At 43.4% G+C, this 20,419-nt stretch carries 21 protein-coding genes; 10 read left to right on the top strand and 11 right to left on the bottom strand.

Features of this window, described 5'->3' with window-relative positions; all coding sequences use genetic code 11:
- Positions 1-1,071 (bottom strand): flagellar assembly protein H (locus tag RIC07_RS14665; protein WP_446395175.1); only part of this gene is annotated, 1,071 nt, incomplete at its 3' end.
- Between the two features lie 139 nt (positions 1,072-1,210).
- Between RIC07_RS14665 and RIC07_RS14660 the strand changes: the two genes are divergently transcribed.
- The 3 genes from RIC07_RS14660 to RIC07_RS14650 are packed head-to-tail and all read left to right on the top strand — an operon-like array spanning position 1,211 to position 2,238.
- The gene (locus tag RIC07_RS14660; RefSeq protein WP_446395174.1) at positions 1,211-1,534 is read left to right on the top strand and encodes a hypothetical protein; all 324 of its coding nucleotides are present in this window, start codon (positions 1,211-1,213) and stop codon (positions 1,532-1,534) included.
- 42 nt (positions 1,535-1,576) lie between these two features.
- Positions 1,577-2,008 carry a putative toxin-antitoxin system toxin component, PIN family gene (locus RIC07_RS14655; RefSeq protein ID WP_446395176.1) on the top strand — a complete coding sequence of 144 codons (432 nt, stop codon included), beginning with the start codon at positions 1,577-1,579 and terminating at the stop codon, positions 2,006-2,008.
- The gene (locus RIC07_RS14650; protein ID WP_446395173.1) at positions 2,005-2,238 is read left to right on the top strand and encodes a hypothetical protein; all 234 of its coding nucleotides are present in this window, start codon (positions 2,005-2,007) and stop codon (positions 2,236-2,238) included. The genes RIC07_RS14655 and RIC07_RS14650 overlap by 4 nt, the downstream gene beginning before the upstream one ends.
- Here RIC07_RS14650 and RIC07_RS14645 read toward each other — a convergent pair.
- The 4 genes from RIC07_RS14645 to RIC07_RS14630 all read right to left on the bottom strand — a co-directional run bounded on the left by RIC07_RS14645 (position 2,210) and on the right by RIC07_RS14630 (position 4,672).
- The gene (locus RIC07_RS14645; RefSeq protein ID WP_446395172.1) at positions 2,210-2,410 is read right to left on the bottom strand and encodes a hypothetical protein; all 201 of its coding nucleotides are present in this window, start codon (positions 2,408-2,410) and stop codon (positions 2,210-2,212) included. The two genes, RIC07_RS14650 and RIC07_RS14645, sit on opposite strands and share 29 nt — an antisense overlap.
- A 20-nt stretch (positions 2,411-2,430) precedes the next feature.
- On the bottom strand, positions 2,431-3,594 hold the full coding sequence (locus tag RIC07_RS14640; RefSeq protein ID WP_446395171.1) for a flagellar assembly protein H: 1,164 nt from the start codon (positions 3,592-3,594) through the stop codon (positions 2,431-2,433).
- A gap of 256 nt (positions 3,595-3,850) precedes the next feature.
- Entirely contained in the window at positions 3,851-3,994 is a 144-nt protein-coding gene (locus tag RIC07_RS14635) for a hypothetical protein (protein ID WP_446395170.1), read from the bottom strand.
- A gap of 312 nt (positions 3,995-4,306) precedes the next feature.
- Complete coding sequence (locus RIC07_RS14630; RefSeq protein ID WP_446395169.1) at positions 4,307-4,672, bottom strand: hypothetical protein; 366 nt, start codon at positions 4,670-4,672, stop codon at positions 4,307-4,309.
- A gap of 109 nt (positions 4,673-4,781) precedes the next feature.
- On the opposite strand from RIC07_RS14630, the gene RIC07_RS14625 reads away from it, so the two are divergent.
- From RIC07_RS14625 to RIC07_RS14600, 6 genes are all read left to right on the top strand, one after another.
- Positions 4,782-5,156 (top strand): tetratricopeptide repeat protein, encoded by a 375-nt coding sequence (locus tag RIC07_RS14625; protein WP_446395168.1) that lies wholly within the window; start codon positions 4,782-4,784, stop codon positions 5,154-5,156.
- A gap of 50 nt (positions 5,157-5,206) precedes the next feature.
- The gene (locus tag RIC07_RS14620) at positions 5,207-6,172 is read left to right on the top strand and encodes an ATP-grasp domain-containing protein (protein WP_446395167.1); all 966 of its coding nucleotides are present in this window, start codon (positions 5,207-5,209) and stop codon (positions 6,170-6,172) included.
- A complete protein-coding gene (locus RIC07_RS14615) occupies positions 6,172-6,906 on the top strand; it encodes a class I SAM-dependent methyltransferase (protein ID WP_446395166.1) in 735 nt (244 codons plus the stop codon). The genes RIC07_RS14620 and RIC07_RS14615 overlap by 1 nt, the downstream gene beginning before the upstream one ends.
- Positions 6,903-7,553 carry an HAD family hydrolase gene (locus tag RIC07_RS14610; protein WP_446395165.1) on the top strand — a complete coding sequence of 217 codons (651 nt, stop codon included), beginning with the start codon at positions 6,903-6,905 and terminating at the stop codon, positions 7,551-7,553. Before RIC07_RS14615 ends, RIC07_RS14610 begins: the two co-directional genes overlap by 4 nt.
- Positions 7,543-7,956, top strand: coding sequence for a sugar 3,4-ketoisomerase (locus RIC07_RS14605; protein ID WP_446395164.1), 414 nt, complete (start codon positions 7,543-7,545; stop codon positions 7,954-7,956). The genes RIC07_RS14610 and RIC07_RS14605 overlap by 11 nt, the downstream gene beginning before the upstream one ends.
- 182 nt (positions 7,957-8,138) lie before the next feature.
- Positions 8,139-11,780, top strand: coding sequence for an O-linked N-acetylglucosamine transferase family protein (locus RIC07_RS14600; protein ID WP_446395163.1), 3,642 nt, complete (start codon positions 8,139-8,141; stop codon positions 11,778-11,780).
- Positions 11,781-11,799: 19 nt separating this feature from the next.
- Here the strand turns inward: RIC07_RS14600 and RIC07_RS14595 are convergent, their stop codons facing one another.
- From RIC07_RS14595 to RIC07_RS14570, 6 genes are all read right to left on the bottom strand, one after another.
- Positions 11,800-14,022, bottom strand: a complete 2,223-nt coding sequence (locus RIC07_RS14595) for an O-linked N-acetylglucosamine transferase, SPINDLY family protein (RefSeq protein WP_446395162.1) — start codon at positions 14,020-14,022, stop codon at positions 11,800-11,802.
- Positions 14,019-16,235: an O-linked N-acetylglucosamine transferase, SPINDLY family protein gene (locus RIC07_RS14590; protein ID WP_446395161.1), complete on the bottom strand. Its 2,217-nt coding sequence runs from the start codon at positions 16,233-16,235 to the stop codon at positions 14,019-14,021. Before RIC07_RS14590 ends, RIC07_RS14595 begins: the two co-directional genes overlap by 4 nt.
- Before the next feature lie 159 nt (positions 16,236-16,394).
- Complete coding sequence (locus RIC07_RS14585) at positions 16,395-16,943, bottom strand: type IV pilin-like G/H family protein (RefSeq protein WP_446395160.1); 549 nt, start codon at positions 16,941-16,943, stop codon at positions 16,395-16,397.
- Between the two features lie 120 nt (positions 16,944-17,063).
- Positions 17,064-18,386, bottom strand: coding sequence for a class I SAM-dependent methyltransferase (locus RIC07_RS14580; protein WP_446395159.1), 1,323 nt, complete (start codon positions 18,384-18,386; stop codon positions 17,064-17,066).
- A gap of 72 nt (positions 18,387-18,458) precedes the next feature.
- Complete coding sequence (locus RIC07_RS14575) at positions 18,459-19,790, bottom strand: methyltransferase domain-containing protein (protein WP_446395158.1); 1,332 nt, start codon at positions 19,788-19,790, stop codon at positions 18,459-18,461.
- Between the two features lie 54 nt (positions 19,791-19,844).
- Complete coding sequence (locus tag RIC07_RS14570) at positions 19,845-19,982, bottom strand: hypothetical protein (protein WP_446395157.1); 138 nt, start codon at positions 19,980-19,982, stop codon at positions 19,845-19,847.
- A gap of 68 nt (positions 19,983-20,050) precedes the next feature.
- Here RIC07_RS14570 and RIC07_RS14565 point away from each other — a divergent pair, with 68 nt between their 5' ends.
- Positions 20,051-20,341 carry a hypothetical protein gene (locus RIC07_RS14565; protein WP_446395156.1) on the top strand — a complete coding sequence of 97 codons (291 nt, stop codon included), beginning with the start codon at positions 20,051-20,053 and terminating at the stop codon, positions 20,339-20,341.
- Positions 20,342-20,419: the final 78 nt, after the last annotated feature.

Here is a 20,419-nt window from a genome sequence, read left to right as displayed (position 1 = left end):
GAGTTGCTCACGGGATACCTGAGATAATTGCAACAGGTATTGGCTTAACTGTTGGGGGGGTAATGCTAATAAAGAAGTGACCCGCGCGGTAAGTTGCTCATCCAATTCTCCAAATCGAATTTTCAGCAAATTTTCGACAATAAAATGCTGTGCTTGTTGAATGCCTGATTCACTGTTTTCCAGTTGAGATAATTGCAGGAGAAATGGGGTTAATTGCTGAGGGGGTAATGCCGATAAGGGAGTAATTAAAGCAGTCAGGGTGGGGGTCAACTGTCCCAGACGAGTCTGGAGGAGGTTTTCGATAATCAGTCGTTGTCCTTGTTGTATGCCTTGTTGCAATCCTTGTTCCATGCCTCGTTGCAGCGCGGCATCCAGTTGTTGCCGATATAGGGGTGCTAATGCCATAATTAACTCCCTCTCCTCTGTGTCTAATTTTTGGTTTTGGTTGGCTTGTAAGTTGGCTTGCAAGTCATACAATAACTCTAGCGTAGACTCTCGTAGTTGGCTGTTTTCGGGTAATGCGGTGATCTCCTCAATGGCTTGTTGTTGGACTCTACCTTTTCCTAGAAGTCTCAACCAGAGGGTTTGGGGGGTACGAGGGAGTTGGTGGATGACGACGATGGCTGTTCTGAACGCCTCATGGAGAAAATAGAGTCCATTGAACCAGTTTTGTTCGTCGCTGACAGCGCCAAAACTATCGAGTAAGGGGGTTGAGGCGGTGGGGGTGAGTATCCATAGTCGGGGGAGTTCACTTGAGTTCAGGGAGGTTGATTCCCGTCTGGCGCGTCGTTCCAATTCAGCATATAGGTCAAACAGTTTAGACAGACAACTGCGAATTTGACTGGGGGTAACGGCGTTGCGAAAGGGTTCAAAGACGGCGGAGGTTGTGGCGAAGCGCCCTAAAAGTCCCAGGGAGAGGAGGTAGTCATTTGGGGAAGCGGTGGGGATAAACAAAACGTCAACCTCGCGCACTTCTCCAGCAATGTTGCGACTGGTTTGAACGGTTCCGATGGGGGATAAGAGTTGCTCAAGGTAGTCCTTGGCAAATTGGTCGTGGGGAAATCGGGTCATTGGGGAATGGGGATAGTCTACGAATGTAGCTGTCTATCTTACCGGAATTGGAGAAATGAAAGCGATCGCACTAAGAGAGTGTGATTAAACCCATCGCATTGTAGGGGCTATTGACCTGCGTCCTGTAAAATTGACGGAAATGGGAATCAGGCTGCGATCGCACGATCCAATTGAACGGAAGGAAACAAGCGATTTGCTGGAAATCAGGCTGCGATCACACGATTCAATTGACCAGAATAGAACAGGCGATCGCAATGTTTGTCGCCGACACGTAGGGGCGCACAGACGTGCGCCCGATCAAATTGACGGGAATCGGAATCAGGGAGCGATCGCACCAACCGATGGTTTTGTCAGGGCTATTGCCTTGCAACCAATACGATTGATGAGAATGGAAAACAGGAGCGATCGCATGATGGAATTGACCCAAACAGAACAGGCGATCGCACGTAAACGCGATCACTGATATCTTTAGATTTTCAACGTCCATCCCGTGACCAAATTAGAAATGCCTCCCTATCAGATTGTCCTTGACACAAATGTGCTTCTTGCTGGTTTACGCTCAAATCGAGGAGCCTCTTACAAATTACTCACTCTCCTGAATAATCAACGCTGGCAACTCAATGTCTCGACGGCTCTCATTTTTGAATATGAGGAGGTTCTAAAAAAAGAAAGGACTCAATTAGGGTTGAGTCTAGACGATATTAACACCATCGTTTCCACAATCTGCGCTATTGCTAATTGTCGTACAATATTTTATCTCTGGCGACCTACAGCTCTTGACCCTGATGATGACTTTTTGATCGATCTGGCAGTAGAATGCCAAGCTGATTTTATCATCACGTATAATAAAAGAGACTTACGATCTGCTGAAAGGTTTGGTATTCAACTCGTTACTGCCAAAGAGTTTTTGCAAATTGTCGGAGAAATTGAATCATGAATCTAAACGCGACCATTCCTGATACCTTGTATCAACAAGTTGAAGCTTTAGCCAAGCGGGAGCATATTTCTGTGGAACAACTGGTAACTATTGCTCTATCGGCTCAAGTATCTGCTTGGATGACTAAAGACTATATCGAAGAAAAAGCAAAACAGGGACGTTGGGATAAATTTCAACAGGTTTTAAATAAGGTTCCCGATGTCAAACCCGAACCACAGGACAGTTTGTAATCTGTGTTACCCGATCACACCATCCTCGTTGACAGGGTATGGAACAGGCGATCGCAATGTTTGTCGCCAACACGTAGGGGCGCATCGACGTGCGCCCGATAAAATTGATTAGAATCGGAATCAGGGAGCGATCGCACAATTCAATTGACCAGACGAGAACAGGCGATCGCACGGTTCGTCGTTGGCGACAGTTTAAGGACTGGCTTGGGGGAATCTCCCTAGGAGTTGCTCACGGGATAACTGAGACAGTTGCGAGAGGAGTTGGCTTAACTGTTGGGGAGGTAATGCTAATAAAGAAGTGACCCGTGCAGTAAGTTGAGCGTCCAATTCTCCAAATCGAATTTTCAGCAAATTTTCGACAATGAAATGCTGTGCTTGTTGAATGGCTGATTCGCGGTTTTCCAGTTGAGATAAATGTAAGAGAAATGGAGTTAATTGCTGAGGGGGTAATGCTGATAAGGGAGTAATTAAAGCCGCGAGGGTGGGAGTTAACTGTCCCAAACGAGTCTGGAGGAGGTTTTCGATAGTCAGCCGTTGTCCTTGCTGTATGCCTTGTTCTATGCCTCGTTGCATACCTTGCTGTATGCCTTGCTGTATACCTTGCTGTATGCCTTGTTCTATGCCTTGCTGTATACCTTGTTCTATGCCTTGTTCTATGCCTCGTTGCCGCTCGGCGTCAAGTTGTTGCCGAAATAGGGGTGCTAATGCCATAATTAACTCCCTCTCCTGTGTTCCTAAGTTTTGATGGGTTTGTAAGTTGATTTGCAAGTTATACAATAAATCTAGCGCAGATTGACGCAATGGATGGTCTTCGGGTAATGCGCTGATCTCCTCAATCGCTTGCTGTTGGACTCTACCTTTTCCCAGAAGTCTTAACCATAGGGTTTCTGGGGTACGGGGGAGTTGGTGGATGACGATGATGGCTGTTTTGAATGATTCTCCCATGAAGTAGATTCCCTGGAGCCAATTAGGTTCATCGTTTATGGCTCTAAATCCGGCTAATAATCGGCTTGAAGCGGTGGGAGTGAGAATCCACAACTGGGGGAGTTCACTATCGTTAATGGAGGTATTTTCCCGTCGGGCGCGTCGTTCTAGTTCTGAATGTAGGTCAAACAGTTTAGACAGACAACTGCGGATTTGACTAGGGGTGACGGCGTTGCGAAAGGGTTCAAATACTGCCGGATTTGTGGCTAGGCGTCCCAAAAGTCCCAGGGTGGTTTGGTAGTCACTGGAGACAGAGGTGGGAGTGAAGTAAACGTCAACCTCTCGCACTTCCCCAGCAATGTCGCGACTCGTCTCAACGGTTCCGATGGGGGATAAGAGTTGGTCGAGAAAGTATGCAAGCAAATTGGTCATGGGGGAATCGAGTCATTGGGGAATGGGGATAGTCTACGAATGTAGCTGTCTATCTTACCGGAGTTGGAGAAAGAAAGCGATCGCACCATTGAATTGACCGGAAGGGAACAGGCGATCCTTGTAGGGGCGACCCGCCTGCATTAATGAACAACTCCAATCCATTCAATTGGGTCGGGTCGCCCTTTACTCAATCAACAATACCAATACCTTGATTTAACCCCTCCCTAACCCTCCCCTCGAAGGGGAGGGAACAAGATTAGCCCAAATGGGAATAAGGCTGCGATCGCGTGATGGAATTGACCCAAAGGAAACAAGCGATCGCACCATGGAATTGACCCAGAGGAAACAAGCGATCTTTGTAGGGGCGACCCGCCTGAATTAATGAACAACTCCAATCCATTCAATTGGGTCGGGTCGCCCTTTACTCAATCAACAAAGCAATACCGTGATTTGACCCCTCCCTAACCCTCCCCTCGAAGGGGAGGGAACAAGATTGGCGCTTGCTGGGAATCAGGCTGCGATCGCATGATTGAATTAACCCAAAGGAAACAAGCGATCCTTGTCGGGGCGAGATGCCTGCATGAATGAACAACGCTAGAAACAGGGCGGGTTTACATAAGTTACCCGTTTTGGCTTACAGGTTATCGGTAAAACCCGCCCCTACAAACTATCGGGTCGCCCAAAACTCAATCAACAATACCAATACCTTGATTTAACCCCTCCCTAACCCTCCCCTCGAAGGGGAGGGAACAAGATTGGCGCTTGCTGGGAATAAGGCTGCGATCGCACGATTCAATTGACCAGAAGGAAACAGGCGATCGCACCGTTTTTCGCCCGCACGTAGGGGCGCATAGACGTGCGCCCGATAAAATTGATGGGAATAGGAACAACCTGCGATCGCACCATTTGTCACCCGCACGTAGTGGCGCACAGACGTGCGCCCTTCACTCCCCGTGCGTCGATTACCACAGACGTGCGCCAGATACAATTGGTTTGAGATGTTATTGAGGTTAGGTGATCGCTCTGGGTCTAGATGTGGGTAGGTTAAGGATAGGGCAAGCTGTGAACTCAGGTTCACCACTCAATGCTCAAGTTGTTTAAAATCGGTCTTTCTGGCTAGTTTTGGCTGATTTGAGCAATTAGCCAGGACTTGATTGGCTGGCAGATTCATTTACCTGTAGGTAGGTATGGCGGATAAGACACCCAAGGAAAATCCCCTCAAACGAATTCTGGTTTTATGCTCAATGGTAGCCTTTCTGGGGTCTACGGGCTATGGTCTATTTGGTCTATATAGTAATGCCTTACAGCAACCGCAGACGACGGCTACTCCGGAAGAGGCGTCGGTTGAGCAACAGTTAGTGGCTAAGGAACGGGGATATGAGTTGGTTTTAGAACGAGAACCGGAGAATCGGGTGGCGCTGGAAGGCTTGGTGGAGATACGGTTACAGATGCAGGATACTCAAGGTGCGATCGCGCTGTTGGCAAAGTTGGTTGAGTTGCATCCTCAGGAGGCAGGGTATAAGGTAAAATTGGCTGACTTAAAGTCGCAAGGAGGAGAATGAGGAAACAGCAGTAAAAAGAGTGAGCTACTTGTTGTCGTTGAGGATGTAATATGACGATATCTGTTTTGGTAACAGGAATGGGTTCGGCTACAGCTATTTCGGTGGTCAAAGCACTCCGACAACAATCAGAAATTGACATCAGAATTATTGGCACTGATACTAATCAAAAAAATGAAATTGCTGGCTCTATTTTTTGTCAAAAATTCTATACAGTGCCACAAGCAATCGATGTCAACTACTACATATCAGAATTAGTGAATATTTGTGATACTGAAAAAATTAAAATTATTTTCCCTATTGTTGATTGTGAGCTGGAGATAATAGCAAGATACAGGAAAGCTTTTCAAGATAAGGGCATTCATATTTGGTTATCCGATTTAAGCACTATTCTGATTTGCAATAATAAATATAAAAGTTATCGTTTTCTTAGCAAAAAAAAATTTTGTACTCCTAAAACATGGATGCCAAAACAATTAACTCAAATAGAAAAAGATTTTGTGTATCCTTTAATTGTAAAGCCAATTGATGGTCGAGGTAGTATTAATGTTGTTTATGTAGAAAATCATCAAGTCTTGCTGGAAGCATTAGGAAAAGTTAAAAATCCGATTATTCAACAATATATAGAAGGCAAGGAATTCACTATTGATGTAGTAGCTGATGATTGTTCCCATGTTTTAGCTGTGGTTCCCAGAGAACGGATTGAGATTAAAGCTGGTATTTCTTACAAGGGACGAACTGTTAATAACAAGAAATTGAGTGAGCAATCTAGGAAAATTGCTCAGGAATTAAAAATCAGGGGACCTTGTAACCTGCAATGCAAGATAGTAGGTGAATACCCATTCTTTTTTGATATTAATCCTAGGTTTTCTGGAGGTTTACCATTAACAATTGCTTCTGGTGTAAATATCCCACTATTACTGGTTAAATTAACTTTGGGACATCAGATCAATAATAGCGATTTGAATTTTAAAAAAGATGTTTATATGGCAAGATATTTAGAAGAGGTGTTTTACTAATGAATGATAGAAAAAAAAGAGAGAATGAAATTGAAAAACTACGTATTCAATCCCTCTCAGATTGGTATTTACAAGAACAGCTAGATTTTGACAAAAAACTAATACGTTTGGGATATCAGACGCTCAAGCATTACATAAAAGGAACAGAAGGATTAGAGTTAGGTTCTGCAGATGGACAGATGACTCAGTTTCTCATTCAGGACTTTGAACGGTTAACAATAGTAGAAGGATCTAAAAATTTGCTAAACAAAATTCATGATTATCCAAGTCTGGTTAAAGTGAATGCTCTTTTTGAAGATTTTGAGCCTAAGTGGTTTTTCAATACAATTGTGATGGCACATATCCTTGAACACATAGAGTCCCCGGTAGCTTTGTTAGAGCGATCAAAACATTGGTTAGCGTCAAGAGGTAAAATATTAGTTATCGTTCCGAACGGTTATTCCATCCATCGGCTAGTAGCTGTCAAGATGGGATTGCTCAAAGAGCCGTGCGAACTTAATTCACGGGATCATGCTCTAGGGCATCGTCGGGTTTATACACCCGATAGTTTGAGAAAAGACATTGATGCATCAGGACTGAAAATTGTAAAAATGGGAGGTATATTTTTCAAACCCCTTTCTAATAAACAGATTAATGAGACGTGGACAGAGGAAATGATTCAAGGATTTTATGAATTAGGAAAAGAGTTTCCAGAAAATGCTGCGGAGCTATATGTTGTCTGTGAACTAGCATGATTAAGACTATTATTCTAGATTTAGACGGACCCATTATTAATAGCCAACTCAGACATTATACTTGTTATAGTCAATTTTTAGAGAAATATGGATATATTCCAGTTACTTTAGAAAAGTATTGGCAAATGAAACGCAATTGTGTGGATATCAGGCAACAGTTGGAAGTTAGTGGGGCTGCTGAAATTCATCAAGAATTTTTGGAAGCTTGGCTAAAACATATTGAAAACCCTGATATGCTTAGACTTGATTGTTTGCAACTGGGTGTACTTGATAAACTGCAAGAATGGCGATTCCAGGAATTAAATTTAGTGCTGGCGACTATGCGTCGTTCATCCAATAATTTGAATCAACAATTAATTAACTTGGGTCTAGATACATGGTTTGATTCGGTAGCAGTTTGCGAACATAATCTTGGAGGTAAGGGAAAAGTTCAAAAAGTCAAACAGCTAGTTGCAGATATATCGCCCACTAATGTTATTTGGATTGGTGATAGTGAAATAGATATTCAAGCTGCTCGCTTCTTTGGATGTCCTATCTGGGCAGTTACTTGTGGTATTAGAAGTGAAGCGGTTCTAGCTTCCTGGTCTCCAGACTTTATAAGTCCGGCTCTAACACAAGTTGATTTGAGGTATTGTCGTGAGCATTGAACAATGCCGCATCATTCATCTACCCAAAATTGCCGATCCACGCGGTAATTTAACTTTTATCGAGGGCAATAAGCACATTCCATTTGAGATTAAGCGAGTCTACTATTTGTATGATGTACCTGGAGGTGCACAGCGTGGTGGGCATGCTCATAAAGAGTTACAGCAAGTTATCATTGCTATGTCGGGTAGTTTTGATGTTATTTTAGATGACGGCTATGGAAAGTGGCGCTTTCATCTGAATCGCTCTTACTATGGTCTTTATATCAGCTCGATGGTATGGCGGGAAATCGACAATTTTTCTTCGGGTTCAGTTTGCATGGTTCTTGCCTCTACATTCTATGAGGAGACCGACTACTATCGGGATTATAATGAGTTTCTTACAGATGTGCAGAGTCAGAAATGATTAAAGTTCCCTTTCTCGATTTGAAGATTCCTTATTTTGAACTAAAGGAAGAACTGGATACAACACTTAACTAGTTATTTAGTAAAAGGAGTAATTGACCTTTCAACCCAGAGGGTCAAAAATAAGAAATTGATTAATATATATATGTAGTCTAAAAAATGCTTGTACAGAAACGGATAAAAATGGACAATTTTCTAGCAAATTTTGAAGCCAAAATCTTAGAAAACATAGCTTTAGGAAATTTAGATACTGCTCTTAACCTAATTATGAACTTTGTATTCCAACTATCATACGGAAAAGAAAGTATTAGGGTTATGGCAAATGTATTTGGCTCAGCTACTTTAGATAAAATATGTCAGCAGATCGGCGCTAAAGCTCTTGATGCTCATAAAAATACTATTAAGAATAAATCAAACTCAAATACCCAACTTGTAATATACATTGTCACTGATCTTTATCAAATAGGTGGTCATACAGCTGTCCTTGAAGATTTGATCAAGGCTCGTCCAGAAAAGCAACATTTGATTTTGATTACTGATACCTTTCAGTCGGCTGAACGATCATTAATTGAAAATAGATTTAAACTCCTGGATGTAAAAATTAACTGGGCACCAAGAAGTCAGGCATTAGACAAGCTGAGATGGCTTCAGTATGAGTTGAGCGGAAATCGCCCTAGTCAAGTGTTTTTACTTAATCACCCCCATGATGCTGTTGCAGTAGCAGCAGTACAACCCAATATAATAACGAAACTGATTTTTTACCATCATGCTGCTCATCTTTTCAGTCTGGGTACACATCTTTCCTATGCACAACACATAGACTTTCAACCTGGATCTTTTTATAATTGCCGTAACAATTTGGGAATTTTAAATAATGTATATTTACCTTTGGTGGTTGATAATATCCATGGCAGACCTCTGTCTTCGTTATTATCAGAAGGTAAAATAAGAACTTGTTCATCTGGTAGTAACATTAAGTTCGAGGGAATGCCTTATCGGTACTCTTACACTCATGAAGTGCCAAAAATTTTGGCAGTTACTGGTGGAGTACACATACATATTGGTCAGTTATCACCTTACGCACTGATTACTATTGAAGCAGGCTTGAGAAAATGGGGGATTTTACCAGAACGCTTTGTTCATATCCCTTGGGTGAAGAGTATAAGGATGGCAATGCATGAATATAGGGTTGATGTTTACTTAGATTCTTTTCCCATGGGTGGGGGGCGAACAGTTGTAGAAGTAATGGCATCTGGCACTCCCATCACTGTACATAATAATTATCGTTCTCGTCAATTATGTACTACTGATATTGTTTATCCAGAAGCTTTTCGATGGCAGAAACCAGATGAACTGTATAAATATTTACAAGCTGTTAATTATGAAAAACTGGCAACAGAATCTATTTTGTCTAGAAAACATTATGAAAATCATCATACACCAGATATAATGCGTGAACGGCTAATAAAAATTGAATCGGGAGAGGTGACGGATTTACCAAATGAACTTGATTATTACTACAAAGATGATTTGCAATCATTTATAGATCAAAATTTTAATGACGTATCAAAGGGAATTTTTTCAATAAGTCAACTTGATTTAAAGTTGAATTGGCAAGATTTTGGTGATGAACACAAAATTCGTGAACAAATTGCTAAACAATGGCTTAATTTGCCGTCAACTCACATAGAAAATGCCTATACCAGTAATTTGGGCAAAGCTCATCAAACATTGTTGAATAGTGGTATTAATAATGAGCCTTTAAGCGATAGCGAACAAACTTTGCTTGATGAGCTAGTAGTACGCATTTCCAGAGGATTGGATTCAGAGAAAACTATTCAATATATACTGGTAACAATGCTGCACTGCCGTGCCGACCAGCTACCGTTGCAGTATGACCTGACTCATATTCCCCAGTGGTTGCTCAACGACTATGTAAAATACCTGCTTGACTCTCCCAGCTTGTTTCAAGAGGTTGGAGCGGTAGATAATTACTACCGCTATATGCAGTGGTGCATGGATTACTTACACCTATCCATTTTCAGAAATCCAGATTTAACTATCTGGCGTAATGTAGCAACTGAGTTTAGGCAAGTTGCCAATTTTATTCCCCTGTATTTTAATGAGGCAAATTTAAAAAATATCTATGTCAAGCGAGCCGAGATTATAGAGTTTATTTTGAAACTAAATGGTTATGAAATCGATTATGAATTCGAGCATAGACTTGTCACTCAAAAGAAAATTAGGCTGGGTATCTTAGCCGCACGTTTTAATCCCTCGGCTGAAACCTTTGCCTCACTTCCAGTTTATGAATACATCAGCAGAGACTTTGAAGTAATTTTGTATAGTCTGAACCAAACGGGTCATCCTTTAGAAAACTATTGTCAAAGTTGCGCTAATTCATTTAAGTCACTTCCTCAGAATTTAAGAGATCAGGTAAATGTTATTCGGGCTGATAATCTTGATATCTTATTCATTGCCACCAATGTGACAGCAGTAACCAATCAAATCTGCCTCTTGTCCATGCATCGGTTAGCAAGGATACAAGTTACCAGTGGGGGATCAGTTGTGACCACGGGAATGCGACACATGGATTATTACATTTCCGGTAATCTAACTGATCCTTTAGCAACAGCTCAACAGCACTATCGAGAGACGTTGATCAAACTAGAGGGAACGGCTCATTGCTTTAGTTATGGCTCTGAACAAAAACAAGCAACGGTTCAGATTGATCGAGGCAGTTTAGGCATATCTGAAGAAACAGTCATTTTTATTTCTGGTGCTAACTTCTTCAAAATCATCCCTGAACTAATTGATACCTGGATAAAAATTATTGCCGTAGTCCCTAACTCAGCTTTAGTGCTTCTGCCATTTGGACCGAATTGGTCAAACGCTTACCCAAAAAAAGCTTTTTTAAACCACCTCAGTCATAAATTTTCAGAGCCTGGAGTAGGAGCAGAACGTTTGATCGTTTTAGATCCGCAACCTGTACCCAATCGGGAAGATGTCAAGGAATACTATAAGATTTCTGATATCTATTTGGATTCTTTTCCTTTTTCAGGAACAACATCACTGATAGAGCCGTTAGAGGTAGGTTTGCCAGTGATTGCCAGACAAGGAACTTGCTTTCGCTCAGTCATGGGAGCAGCGCTACTAAAATCACTGGATATACCTGATTTAGTTGCCGATAGTGAGGAGGCTTATATCGAGTTAGCGATCGCACTTGGTACTAATCCTGAATTACGCCAACGCCAGAGTGAGCAGATTAAGCAAAAAATGCAGACTACCCCGCCCTTTTTGGACAGTCGCGCTTACTCGGCTAAAATGGGCGCTTTATTCCAGAATCTCTTCCGCAAATATCTGGCAGATACTCTCAGCAACAACCTACGGTTAAGAGATATTAATTTGATTATTTTCCCTGACTGGAGCCAACAAGAGGAATTAATCGCTCAAGATTTAGCAAATGTTATTAAAGCGATCACAACTCACCCCGATCAAAATCGCATAACTCTACTGATAGACATCGACAACATTTCTGAAGAAGATGCTGATCTTGCTATATCTAGTATCGTGATGAATTTGCTGATGGAAGAAGATTTAGAGGTTGAAGAGGGACCAGAAATTTCAATCCTCGGAAAACTAAGTGATATGCAGTGGGAAGCCCTCCTAACTCGGATTCAATCTCGGATTGTATTAGAGAACGAGAATCAAGGAGCGATCACACAAGCTAAAGCTGATAAAATTTCTGCATGGGAACTCAATAGTCTAAGTGAAAAACGGGCTGTACAGCAGGAAACAGGGGATTGGGTACTTCAGGCTGAATAGGATTTTGGTCAAATACCTGTCATTTAGAGTCTTCGAGATATCTCACCCACATTTGCTGATAAGCTGTTTCCATCTCACGGGTAAACTGCTTGGCATTCCACAAAGGTGATGTGTGTCGGGATTGCCGCAGCTTCCAGGAGATTTGTTCCCGCAGTGCTGCGTCTTTACCTAGACGAATGCCCCATTCTACATAATCTTCATCACTCCAAGCAATGCCTTCGGTAATACCCGCATTGATCATCATCGTGTAGCTGTTGCGAGCAGCAAATTGCTGTCCAACTCGCGTGACAAGGGGAACACCCATCCAGAGAGTTTCTAGAGTGGTAGTTGCACCATTGTAGGGATAGGTATCGAGTACCACATTGGCAATACCTAAGTTGCCACGGTGAACGCTTTCTGAGTTTGCCCATGGTAGAAAGCGGATGCGATCGCTTGCTACCCCTTCTCCTTCTGCTAGCTGCTCAAAAAACTGCCGGATGTTGTCTGGATCGCCATCTCCTTTGAGTAAAAAATAGCTATTGGGTACGGCGTTGAGAATTTGCATTTGTAGGCGGACAATATCAGGATGGCGCTTGAAACCCCGTTGGGAACTGAAGTAAACTACAGCATCATTAGGGATATCCAGCAAATCTCGCCGCAGTGAGGGAACTGCCACCTCAAACCCGTCCACCGCCACGTAAGTTTGGGGTAAGCGCCAGAGGGTTTCGTTATACTCTGCTTGGGCAGATTCTGGCAGCACGTAGGGATCGGCAATAAAGTAGTCAATGGCAGGTAAACCCGATGCATCCAACCCCAACCAAGTTACCTGAACTGGGGCTGGTTTGAGTGCCATCACCGCACAGGCAATGCTGGAGGTGAGACTGTCGAGGTCTACCAAAATGTCAATCTCTGCTTGGGAAATTTGCTGGGCAATGTTTACAGGTTCTAGGGTAGAAACATCTTCAACGCGATCACAGTGATGGGTGATAAATTGCTCAACGCTATCGTTTTGCCGAGATTGCATCGAGAAAGCATGAATCTGAAACTGCTCTTGGTTGTGGTATTTGAAGAGCCAACGCGCAATCCAGCCTACGGAATGCTGGCGCAGGCAATGAGATAAGTAGCCGATTTTCAGGGGTTTGGAGGGTTGGCTAGAACGTCGCTGGGTTATCTGTCGTTGAAATTGTTTGACGTCCTCAGTAGCAGCAGTCTGAAAAGAGTCTTGACAAAATTGAGCGACTTGGTTTTGTAACTGGCGATCGCTCGGTTGCCTGTCGGTAAAGTAAGGGAAAAAATAAAGAGACGGTAATATGTCTTGACGGATAGAAGGATGAACGTCTTTGGGCTGTTCTGCTAGCAGCCTTTGTAGTAACGATTTATGCTTCTCGTGCAACAGTAAACTTTCTTGCCAGTAACCACCAGCAATCATCAAACTCCGCAGTAACAAAAAATTACCTTGGATTTGCTTCGGTAGAGTTTGGCAGCGAGTATAGTGTTCTCTGGCGATCGCAATACTTTCGCTGTATTGGTGGCTGTATTGGTAATACAGGGATAGTAGATAGGAAAGTCCCAAGTCATTAGGTTTGTAACGATAGCATACCAAGGCTAATCGAGCCGCAAGAGCAGGCTGCTCATGGCGAAATGCTGTTCCCGCCGCCTTCATTACCACTTCAATGAGCGGTTGAGCGTCACAGTTAACAGACAAACAGCTATGAATAAGCTCTGGTATTCGGGGAGAGTCGGGGATAACGGCTAGAATTTGCTCTAGGACAGTCCGCAAACGATCTGAATCAATTGTGTCAGCCTGGGCAGTTTGTAGGCTTTGGTGGAAATTAGCTAAGTCATTAGCCGTGAAGGTGTCCAGTAACAAGGCAAGCTGCACGATTCGCAGACAGTTGGTAAAGTCTTCCGGAGCGATTTCTCGCAGATGTTGGCGAATTAACCAGGCAGTTTTCGGTTGAGAAATTGCTTCGTGGCGTTCTGCTTCTGCTTCCAGAACGTCGCTCAACTCCAACGTCCACTCTTGTACTTGATCTGCGTCTCCCTCCATCATTGCCAAAGCCCAAGTTGTTTGGGCAGCCGCCTCATCACCCTGAAGCAACAGCATCAGCCCACCGTGCCAGTAGTGAGACATAACTTCAAGCTCACGGGCGATCGCTTTCTCGTAAATAGCGGCAGCTTGGGTATAGTCTCCCTGGAGCCAATAGTGGCGGGCTTGTTCTGCCCAAGATGGGGCGTGAGCTGTTATATCATCAGAATTCATAGCGAATAACTGCTGTCTAAATACCTTGTCCACATCTGCTTATAAGCTGCTTCCAGTTCGCGGGTAAACTGTCTGGCGTTCCACAGGGGGGCAGTCTGCCTCGACTGTCGCAGTTTCCCAGAAATTTGTTGCCGCAAAGCCGGATCTTTGCCTAAACGAATGCCCCACTCCACATACTCTTCCTCCGTCCAGGCAATTCCTTCTGTCACACCGACATTCATCATCATGGTATAGCTATTGCGAGCGGCAAATTGCTGCCCCACGCGAGTAACTAAGGGAATTCCCATCCACAACGTTTCCAGAGTTGTCGTCGCACCATTGTAGGGATAAGTATCTAATACGACATCTGTAATGGTCAAATTTGCCCGGTGAACTGCCTCAGATGGAGTGATTGACAAAAAACGTAAGCGCTCCGAACTGACCCCTTCTGCTGCTGCGATTTGGATAAAGAAATTTTTCAGTGATTCTTGATCTCCCAATCCCTTGATTAAGAAGTAGCTATTGGGTACAGCTTTAATAATCTGCATCTGCAATCGTGCCGTATCCAGATGCCGCTTGTACCCTGTCTGAGCGCTGAGATATACCACGGCATCACTGGGAATATCTAGTTCGTCGCGGCGTAGAGTTGGCACACCCACCTCAAATCCATCAACAGCAATATAGGTTTGGGGTAAGCGCCAAATTTTTTCGCTATAGTCATCCTGAGCTAATTCCGGCAATACATAAGGGTCAGCAATATAGTAATCAATGGCAGGTAATCCTGATGCATCCCAACCCAACCAGGTAACTTGAATAGGGGCAGGTTTTAGCGCCATCACCTCACACGATAAATCCAAAGTCAGGCTATCTAGATCAACTAAAATATCGATTTCATCCTGGCAAATCTTTTCCGCGATCTCCCGACCATTAGCTCCTCCAATATAAAATTGGTCAGACTTATCAATATACCAATCTTGAAGCGGGTCATTGACTTGTTTATAACTCAAAAAATACGTATAAACTTTAAAACGGTTGCGATGATGATGCTCAAACAGCCACCGGACTAGCCAACCGACCGAATGTCTTCTCAAGTAATTGGATAGGTAGCCAATTTTCAACGGTTGGGAAATCGCGGCAATTTTGGGCTGAGGTAATGAGTCATCAACATACGCTTCAATATTAGACTGGCAAAGCTGAGAGACTTGATTCTTCAGCCGTTGATTAACCTGGGGAGTATCGCGAAAGTAAGGAAAAAAGAAAGTCGAATTAATTAATCGCAACGTCGTACCCCGATCCAGATTCTGAGGATTTTCCTCAAGCAGGGATTCCAGCAAGGATTCCTGCTGTTGAAAGACCAAAACAGCTTCTTCCCACTGTCCCCCAGCTGCCATCAACGAGCGCAGGACATGGAAATTAGCAAAAACCTGATCGGGTAAAGTTTGACACAAGGAGTAGTACAATTTAGCCGTTTTGATTCCCTGTTCATGCTGACCCGACTTCTGGTAACACGTAACCAAAATCCTAAGGGCTTCCATCTGATGTTCATCTAATTGCAGACAGAGTTCTATAAAATCTGCGGCTATCTCATATTTCACTCTCGAAAAAGCGATGTCGTAAGCGGCGGATAGGAATAGATCAATCAACGCCTCAGCATTACGAATATAAGATAAACTAGCCTTCGCCAATTCAAAAGATGACGGAGCTAACGGCGCATCGTCTAAAACACTTGCCAACACTTGCAGGAGCAAATCCGGGTCGATATCTACAGATTGCTCACTCTGTAAGAGTTCAAGGATGCCTAAATCTGTTAATTCATCTACCGTAAATGTCTCTAACTGAATAGACAGAGCAATTAAATGCAAGAGATTATTAATATCGGCTGGACTAATCTCTCGGATATGCTGGCGGATTACCCAAGCCATTTGATAATCTTTAACAACCTGCCTTTGTTCTGCTTGTGCCTGTAAAACCTGAACCAGTTCTGCTGTCCACTGGTCTATTTGCTCGGTTTCACCCTCCCCCATCCCTAGCATCCATGTGGTTTGAGCTTCTATTTCTTGACCCTGGAGCAAGAAGGTTAATCCCAAATACCAGTAGTTTGATTTGACAGCAGGCTGGGCTACAATCCCTTGCTGATAGAACTGTGCTGCTTTGGGATAATCGCCGCCAGTTAAATACTGATAGGCTTGCTGTTGCCAATCAGCATGATCGGCAGATAATGCCTTGGCAGTCATAATTTAAAACACCGAATGAGTCTTCATATTCAACTAATCAACAGATGCAGTTGCTATCTGGCTGTTGAGCAGGGGATAGAGAAAGTGGGTAGAGAACTCTACCCACTCTTAATCAAACTTTAGATCTTTACACAGCGAATCACAACTAGAGTTTTTATCTTACTTATCAAGGGATTGATAAGGAGCAACACAGGTTGGTCCCGTAGTTCCAGTAAAACTGATATTAGTAGCTAGAGCAGTACCTGCTGTTTGGCTAGCGGAACCAGATTCGCACAAGACGGCTAGGGTCGTTGCCTCACTCGTGGCTGCTATCTCACCTAGATACACACCGCCTACGTAGGATTTTAGAGCAGGTTTCTTGGATCTGCCCTCATTGGTAACCGTGGTACCGCTGGCGGCGGTGACGGCTTCGTACTCATAGTTTGTCGTATCGGTGGAAATACCAAGACCTAGATCACCAATTTGGCTTGTAAACGCGCTGTTTTCCAAATAGTAGGCTTGCTGAGCTCTGTTCATAGAGCCAGTGTACTGCTTCGCTTCCGACTGCTTAGCTTTGTTGGCTTGGTTGAGGAAGGAAGGGAGGGCAATAGCAGATAGAATACCGATAATGATGATGACGACGAGCAGTTCAATGAGGGTAAATCCCCCATCATCCTGTTTTTTCTGGCTCAGGTGTTGTAGGAACTTGGCTTTCAGTTCAGTTTTCATGAGCGGTTTCTCCTTGAGGTGCAGGGTGGTTCACGTTTATCTCTTGAACGTAGCTTACCCACTTCTGCCAGATTTCCGATCATCACGCCTGAAAAAAATTTTTTCCGGGTTCCCTATCCCTCAGAATTGGCGTTCTAGCAGCACATAGCCATTCTCCTCTAACCCAGTCAGCGCTTGTTTAACGAGTTTAAAAGCCTCCTGTGGTGTTGTCACCTCTAAAGTTACCGGATGCACAGGTCGCAATTGCTGCCATAGTGCTATCAGAGACAACATTGACTGAGGCGAGTCCAACAGTGGCAACAGGCAAGCCGCTATGGTACTGTCTACCAAGGACTGCACTCCCATCAGGGGCAGATGTTTGCTGATTTCAAACGGGTTGAGTTGAGTGATACACCTAATCATTTCATCCTTCACGGCTGGTGTTCTGAGCTGAGGATGCAAATGCACCCGGACTTCCTGCCAGTCAGTATTCGTCCATTCGGTAACAGGTATCCAGGATTGAGCTTGATGGGGATGTCCACACCAAAAGTCTAACAGTCGGTGAACAGGATGTAAGAGTTCAAACAGATGCAGCCGCTCTTGTAGAGAAATCTCTGGTAAGCTCATGCCCAAAAACACGGGCAAATTGTCTGGCTCTTTAAACAAGCTGATTAAGTCCCATTGCCGCCAGTTGACCATGCTGATTAATTCTAACCCAGACGCCTCTAAGATAGAGAACATTTCCGGAATAGTGAAGCCTTTATCACCCTGAAGCAAATAATTGGTTAAGATATTATGTGTGTTCTCTTCAAATGACGCATCCCAGGTTTGCCTCTTGAGCAGCACTGGGTCTTTTAAGGCTTTCATTGTCTCACAAACCAGTTCCATCGCCATGTCTTGGGGAGTATCATCCATCAAACCCATCATTTTAAATAATCCCTGGGCACGAAAATAAGGGAAGCGATTAACGGCGCTATGAAAATTACTGCGAATGATTCCCTCAGGTTTTAAGACCGAGCGCATTATCTGCAAGGCGCTCACAGGGTTTGGCAAGAGATAAAGAACTTCATCACAGTTGATATAATCAAATTCTTTGCCAAGTTTTGGTAATTCTTCGATGGATATAGGATGAAAATCAGCTTTCTCAAATCCATGAACCTGTAATCTTTGTTTGGCGATATCAACTGACTTTTCAGATAAGTCAATGCCAATAATCTGTGCGCCCGGATTTGCTTCAGCCAAGAGCAAAGATGAGTATCCTGTGCCACAGCCTGCATCTAAAATAACTTTCCCTGGCGTTTCAATGACTCTTTGATTTCTCAGATAATAGGGAGTTATTAGATTGTGTATATACAGCCATAAATGCTCATTTTTAGTGGAATGATGTAGGGGGTTGATTGGATAAGGGCTATTTTCAAATTGGCGACGAATTTTTTCTAATAAATCCGTGTTTTTATCATCCATTGATATATTGTTTAATACTAACTTTAGGTGGGGTCATGTAACATGAGTTATGTAGCATATCTCAAGAAAAAATTAATTGGGTTGACGCTCTACCAGCACATATCCATTCTCCTCCAGCCCAGTCAATGCTTGCTTAACCTTTTCAAATGCCTCTTCCTGGGTAGTAGACTCCAAGGTTACCGGATGCACTGGGCGCAATTGCTGCCATCGCACCACCAGTGACTGTATCGACTGAGGTGACTCCAATAGGGGTAACAGACAAGCAGCAATAGTGCTATCTACTAATCTTGACTCTCCCGTAACAGGTAGATGCTTGCTGATTTCAAACGGGTTGAGTTGCCGAATACACCTAATCATTTCTTCTTTCACGGCTGCGGTTCTAAGCTGAGGAGGCAAATGTACCTGGGCTTCGTGCCAATCATCATTTGTCCACTCGGCAATCGGTACAAAGGGTTGAGCTTGATCAGGATGCCCGCACCAGAAATCTAGCAGTCGGTGAACGGGATGTAATAGCTCAAATAAGCGCAGTCGCTGTTCCTCTGAAATATCGGGTAAACTCATTGCCAAAAACACGGGCAAATTGTCCGGCTCTTTGAACAGCTTCATCAAATCCCATTGCCACCAATTCACCATACTGATAAATTCTAAGTCTGCCCCTCTTAACGCCGCAAATAAATCGGAAATCGTGTAGCCTTTATCCCCTTGGAACAGATAGTTCATTAAAACGGCCTCTTTTTTGTTTTCGTCTTCATATTTAGGATTCCAAGTTTTGGCTTTTAGATCAACTCCATTTTTCAACGCATTCATAGTTTCTAAGACGATTTCAATTTCCATATTCTCCGGATTACTATCCATCAATCCCATCATTTGGAATGCTTCCTGAGCGCGGAAATAGTTAACGCGCTGATGTTTGCTGTGGAGATTGCTACGAATAATTCCCTGTGGCTTCAGCACCGACTTCATCGCTTGGAGGGCAATGGCTGGGTCAGGAAACAGGTAAAGCAACTCATCACAATTAATGTAGTCAAATTCTAAACCAAGTTTAGGCAGCTCATAAATAGAGAGCTGATAAAATTCTACCTGCTCAAAACCATGATGCTTTAAACGCTGACGCGCTAATTCCAGGGATTTCTCGGATATATCAATCCCGACAATTTTTGCCCCAGGGTTGGCTTCGGCTAAAATTAAAGCTCCATATCCCGTACCACAGCCAGCATCTAAAATTGTTATCTGCTCAGTATCTATTACCTTTTGATTTTTTACATAGTAAGGTGTGACAAAATTATGAATATAGAGTTCGCTAACATTATCTTTCGGGGAGCGGTCTATGGGAATTCGTGGATAGGGACCAAAATCAAATTGCTGGCGAATTTTTTCCAGTAATACAGCCGCTTGTTCATCCATCAGCGCTATCTCTCCATACAAAGGCACAGACACAAATTAACAGCATTCAAGCTTTTACCCCAAGTCTAAGGATAATCGGATGGGTGACGCGATCGCAATGATTATGAAGGGATAATCGTCAGTGACACCATTTACCCACAAGGGCGCACGTTGGGAAAGGGCGCACGTCTGTGCGCCCCTACGAGGAACCATCCATCATAAATATTAGGTGTGCTACGTCAGTCGAGGGGTTTTTCCGGTAGCACAGCACGAAACACTGATTGCACAGATTTATAGAAACGGTAGGGGTGGGGAGGGGAGATTTTAGTAGCACTGATTACACTGAAGCGTTAGTTCTCAATGGGCAAAGGATGACAGGATTATTCGATGGGGGTAGGAATTATTCAGTTATCTGTGTCCATCTGTGTCATTTAACCGTGAGTCTACAGCAGAATGTGATTAAATCGGTGTCATCTGTGTTATCACAAGGTATCTGGATCAACGAAAGAGCGATCGCATGGGCTTGCTGCATCCGTCAGGTGCATTCCTTGAATGTAGGGAATGTAGGTTAGAAACGATAACTTGGTGGGTTACAGCGGATAGGAAATTAAATGATTTGTTCTCTCAATTGAATACCGCTTAACCCACCC

The sequence above is a fragment of the Coleofasciculus sp. E1-EBD-02 genome (assembly GCF_040218245.1).
Lineage (GTDB): Bacteria > Cyanobacteriota > Cyanobacteriia > Cyanobacteriales > Coleofasciculaceae > Coleofasciculus.
Note: the sequence above shows the minus strand (reverse complement) of the source record. Positions and strands in the feature narration are given on the sequence as shown.

Coding starts and splice junctions, on each gene's coding strand:
- RIC07_RS14660 (WP_446395174.1), top strand. CDS start 1,211: ATGGGAATCAGGCTGCGATCGCACGATCCAATTGAACGGAAGGAAACA.
- RIC07_RS14655 (WP_446395176.1), top strand. CDS start 1,577: ATGCCTCCCTATCAGATTGTCCTTGACACAAATGTGCTTCTTGCTGGT.
- RIC07_RS14650 (WP_446395173.1), top strand. CDS start 2,005: ATGAATCTAAACGCGACCATTCCTGATACCTTGTATCAACAAGTTGAA.
- RIC07_RS14640 (WP_446395171.1), bottom strand. CDS start 3,594: ATGACCAATTTGCTTGCATACTTTCTCGACCAACTCTTATCCCCCATC.
- RIC07_RS14635 (WP_446395170.1), bottom strand. CDS start 3,994: ATGGATTGGAGTTGTTCATTAATTCAGGCGGGTCGCCCCTACAAAGAT.
- RIC07_RS14625 (WP_446395168.1), top strand. CDS start 4,782: ATGGCGGATAAGACACCCAAGGAAAATCCCCTCAAACGAATTCTGGTT.
- RIC07_RS14620 (WP_446395167.1), top strand. CDS start 5,207: ATGACGATATCTGTTTTGGTAACAGGAATGGGTTCGGCTACAGCTATT.
- RIC07_RS14615 (WP_446395166.1), top strand. CDS start 6,172: ATGAATGATAGAAAAAAAAGAGAGAATGAAATTGAAAAACTACGTATT.
- RIC07_RS14610 (WP_446395165.1), top strand. CDS start 6,903: ATGATTAAGACTATTATTCTAGATTTAGACGGACCCATTATTAATAGC.
- RIC07_RS14600 (WP_446395163.1), top strand. CDS start 8,139: ATGGACAATTTTCTAGCAAATTTTGAAGCCAAAATCTTAGAAAACATA.
- RIC07_RS14595 (WP_446395162.1), bottom strand. CDS start 14,022: ATGAATTCTGATGATATAACAGCTCACGCCCCATCTTGGGCAGAACAA.
- RIC07_RS14590 (WP_446395161.1), bottom strand. CDS start 16,235: ATGACTGCCAAGGCATTATCTGCCGATCATGCTGATTGGCAACAGCAA.
- RIC07_RS14585 (WP_446395160.1), bottom strand. CDS start 16,943: ATGAAAACTGAACTGAAAGCCAAGTTCCTACAACACCTGAGCCAGAAA.
- RIC07_RS14580 (WP_446395159.1), bottom strand. CDS start 18,386: ATGGATGATAAAAACACGGATTTATTAGAAAAAATTCGTCGCCAATTT.
- RIC07_RS14575 (WP_446395158.1), bottom strand. CDS start 19,790: ATGGATGAACAAGCGGCTGTATTACTGGAAAAAATTCGCCAGCAATTT.
- RIC07_RS14570 (WP_446395157.1), bottom strand. CDS start 19,982: ATGGTTCCTCGTAGGGGCGCACAGACGTGCGCCCTTTCCCAACGTGCG.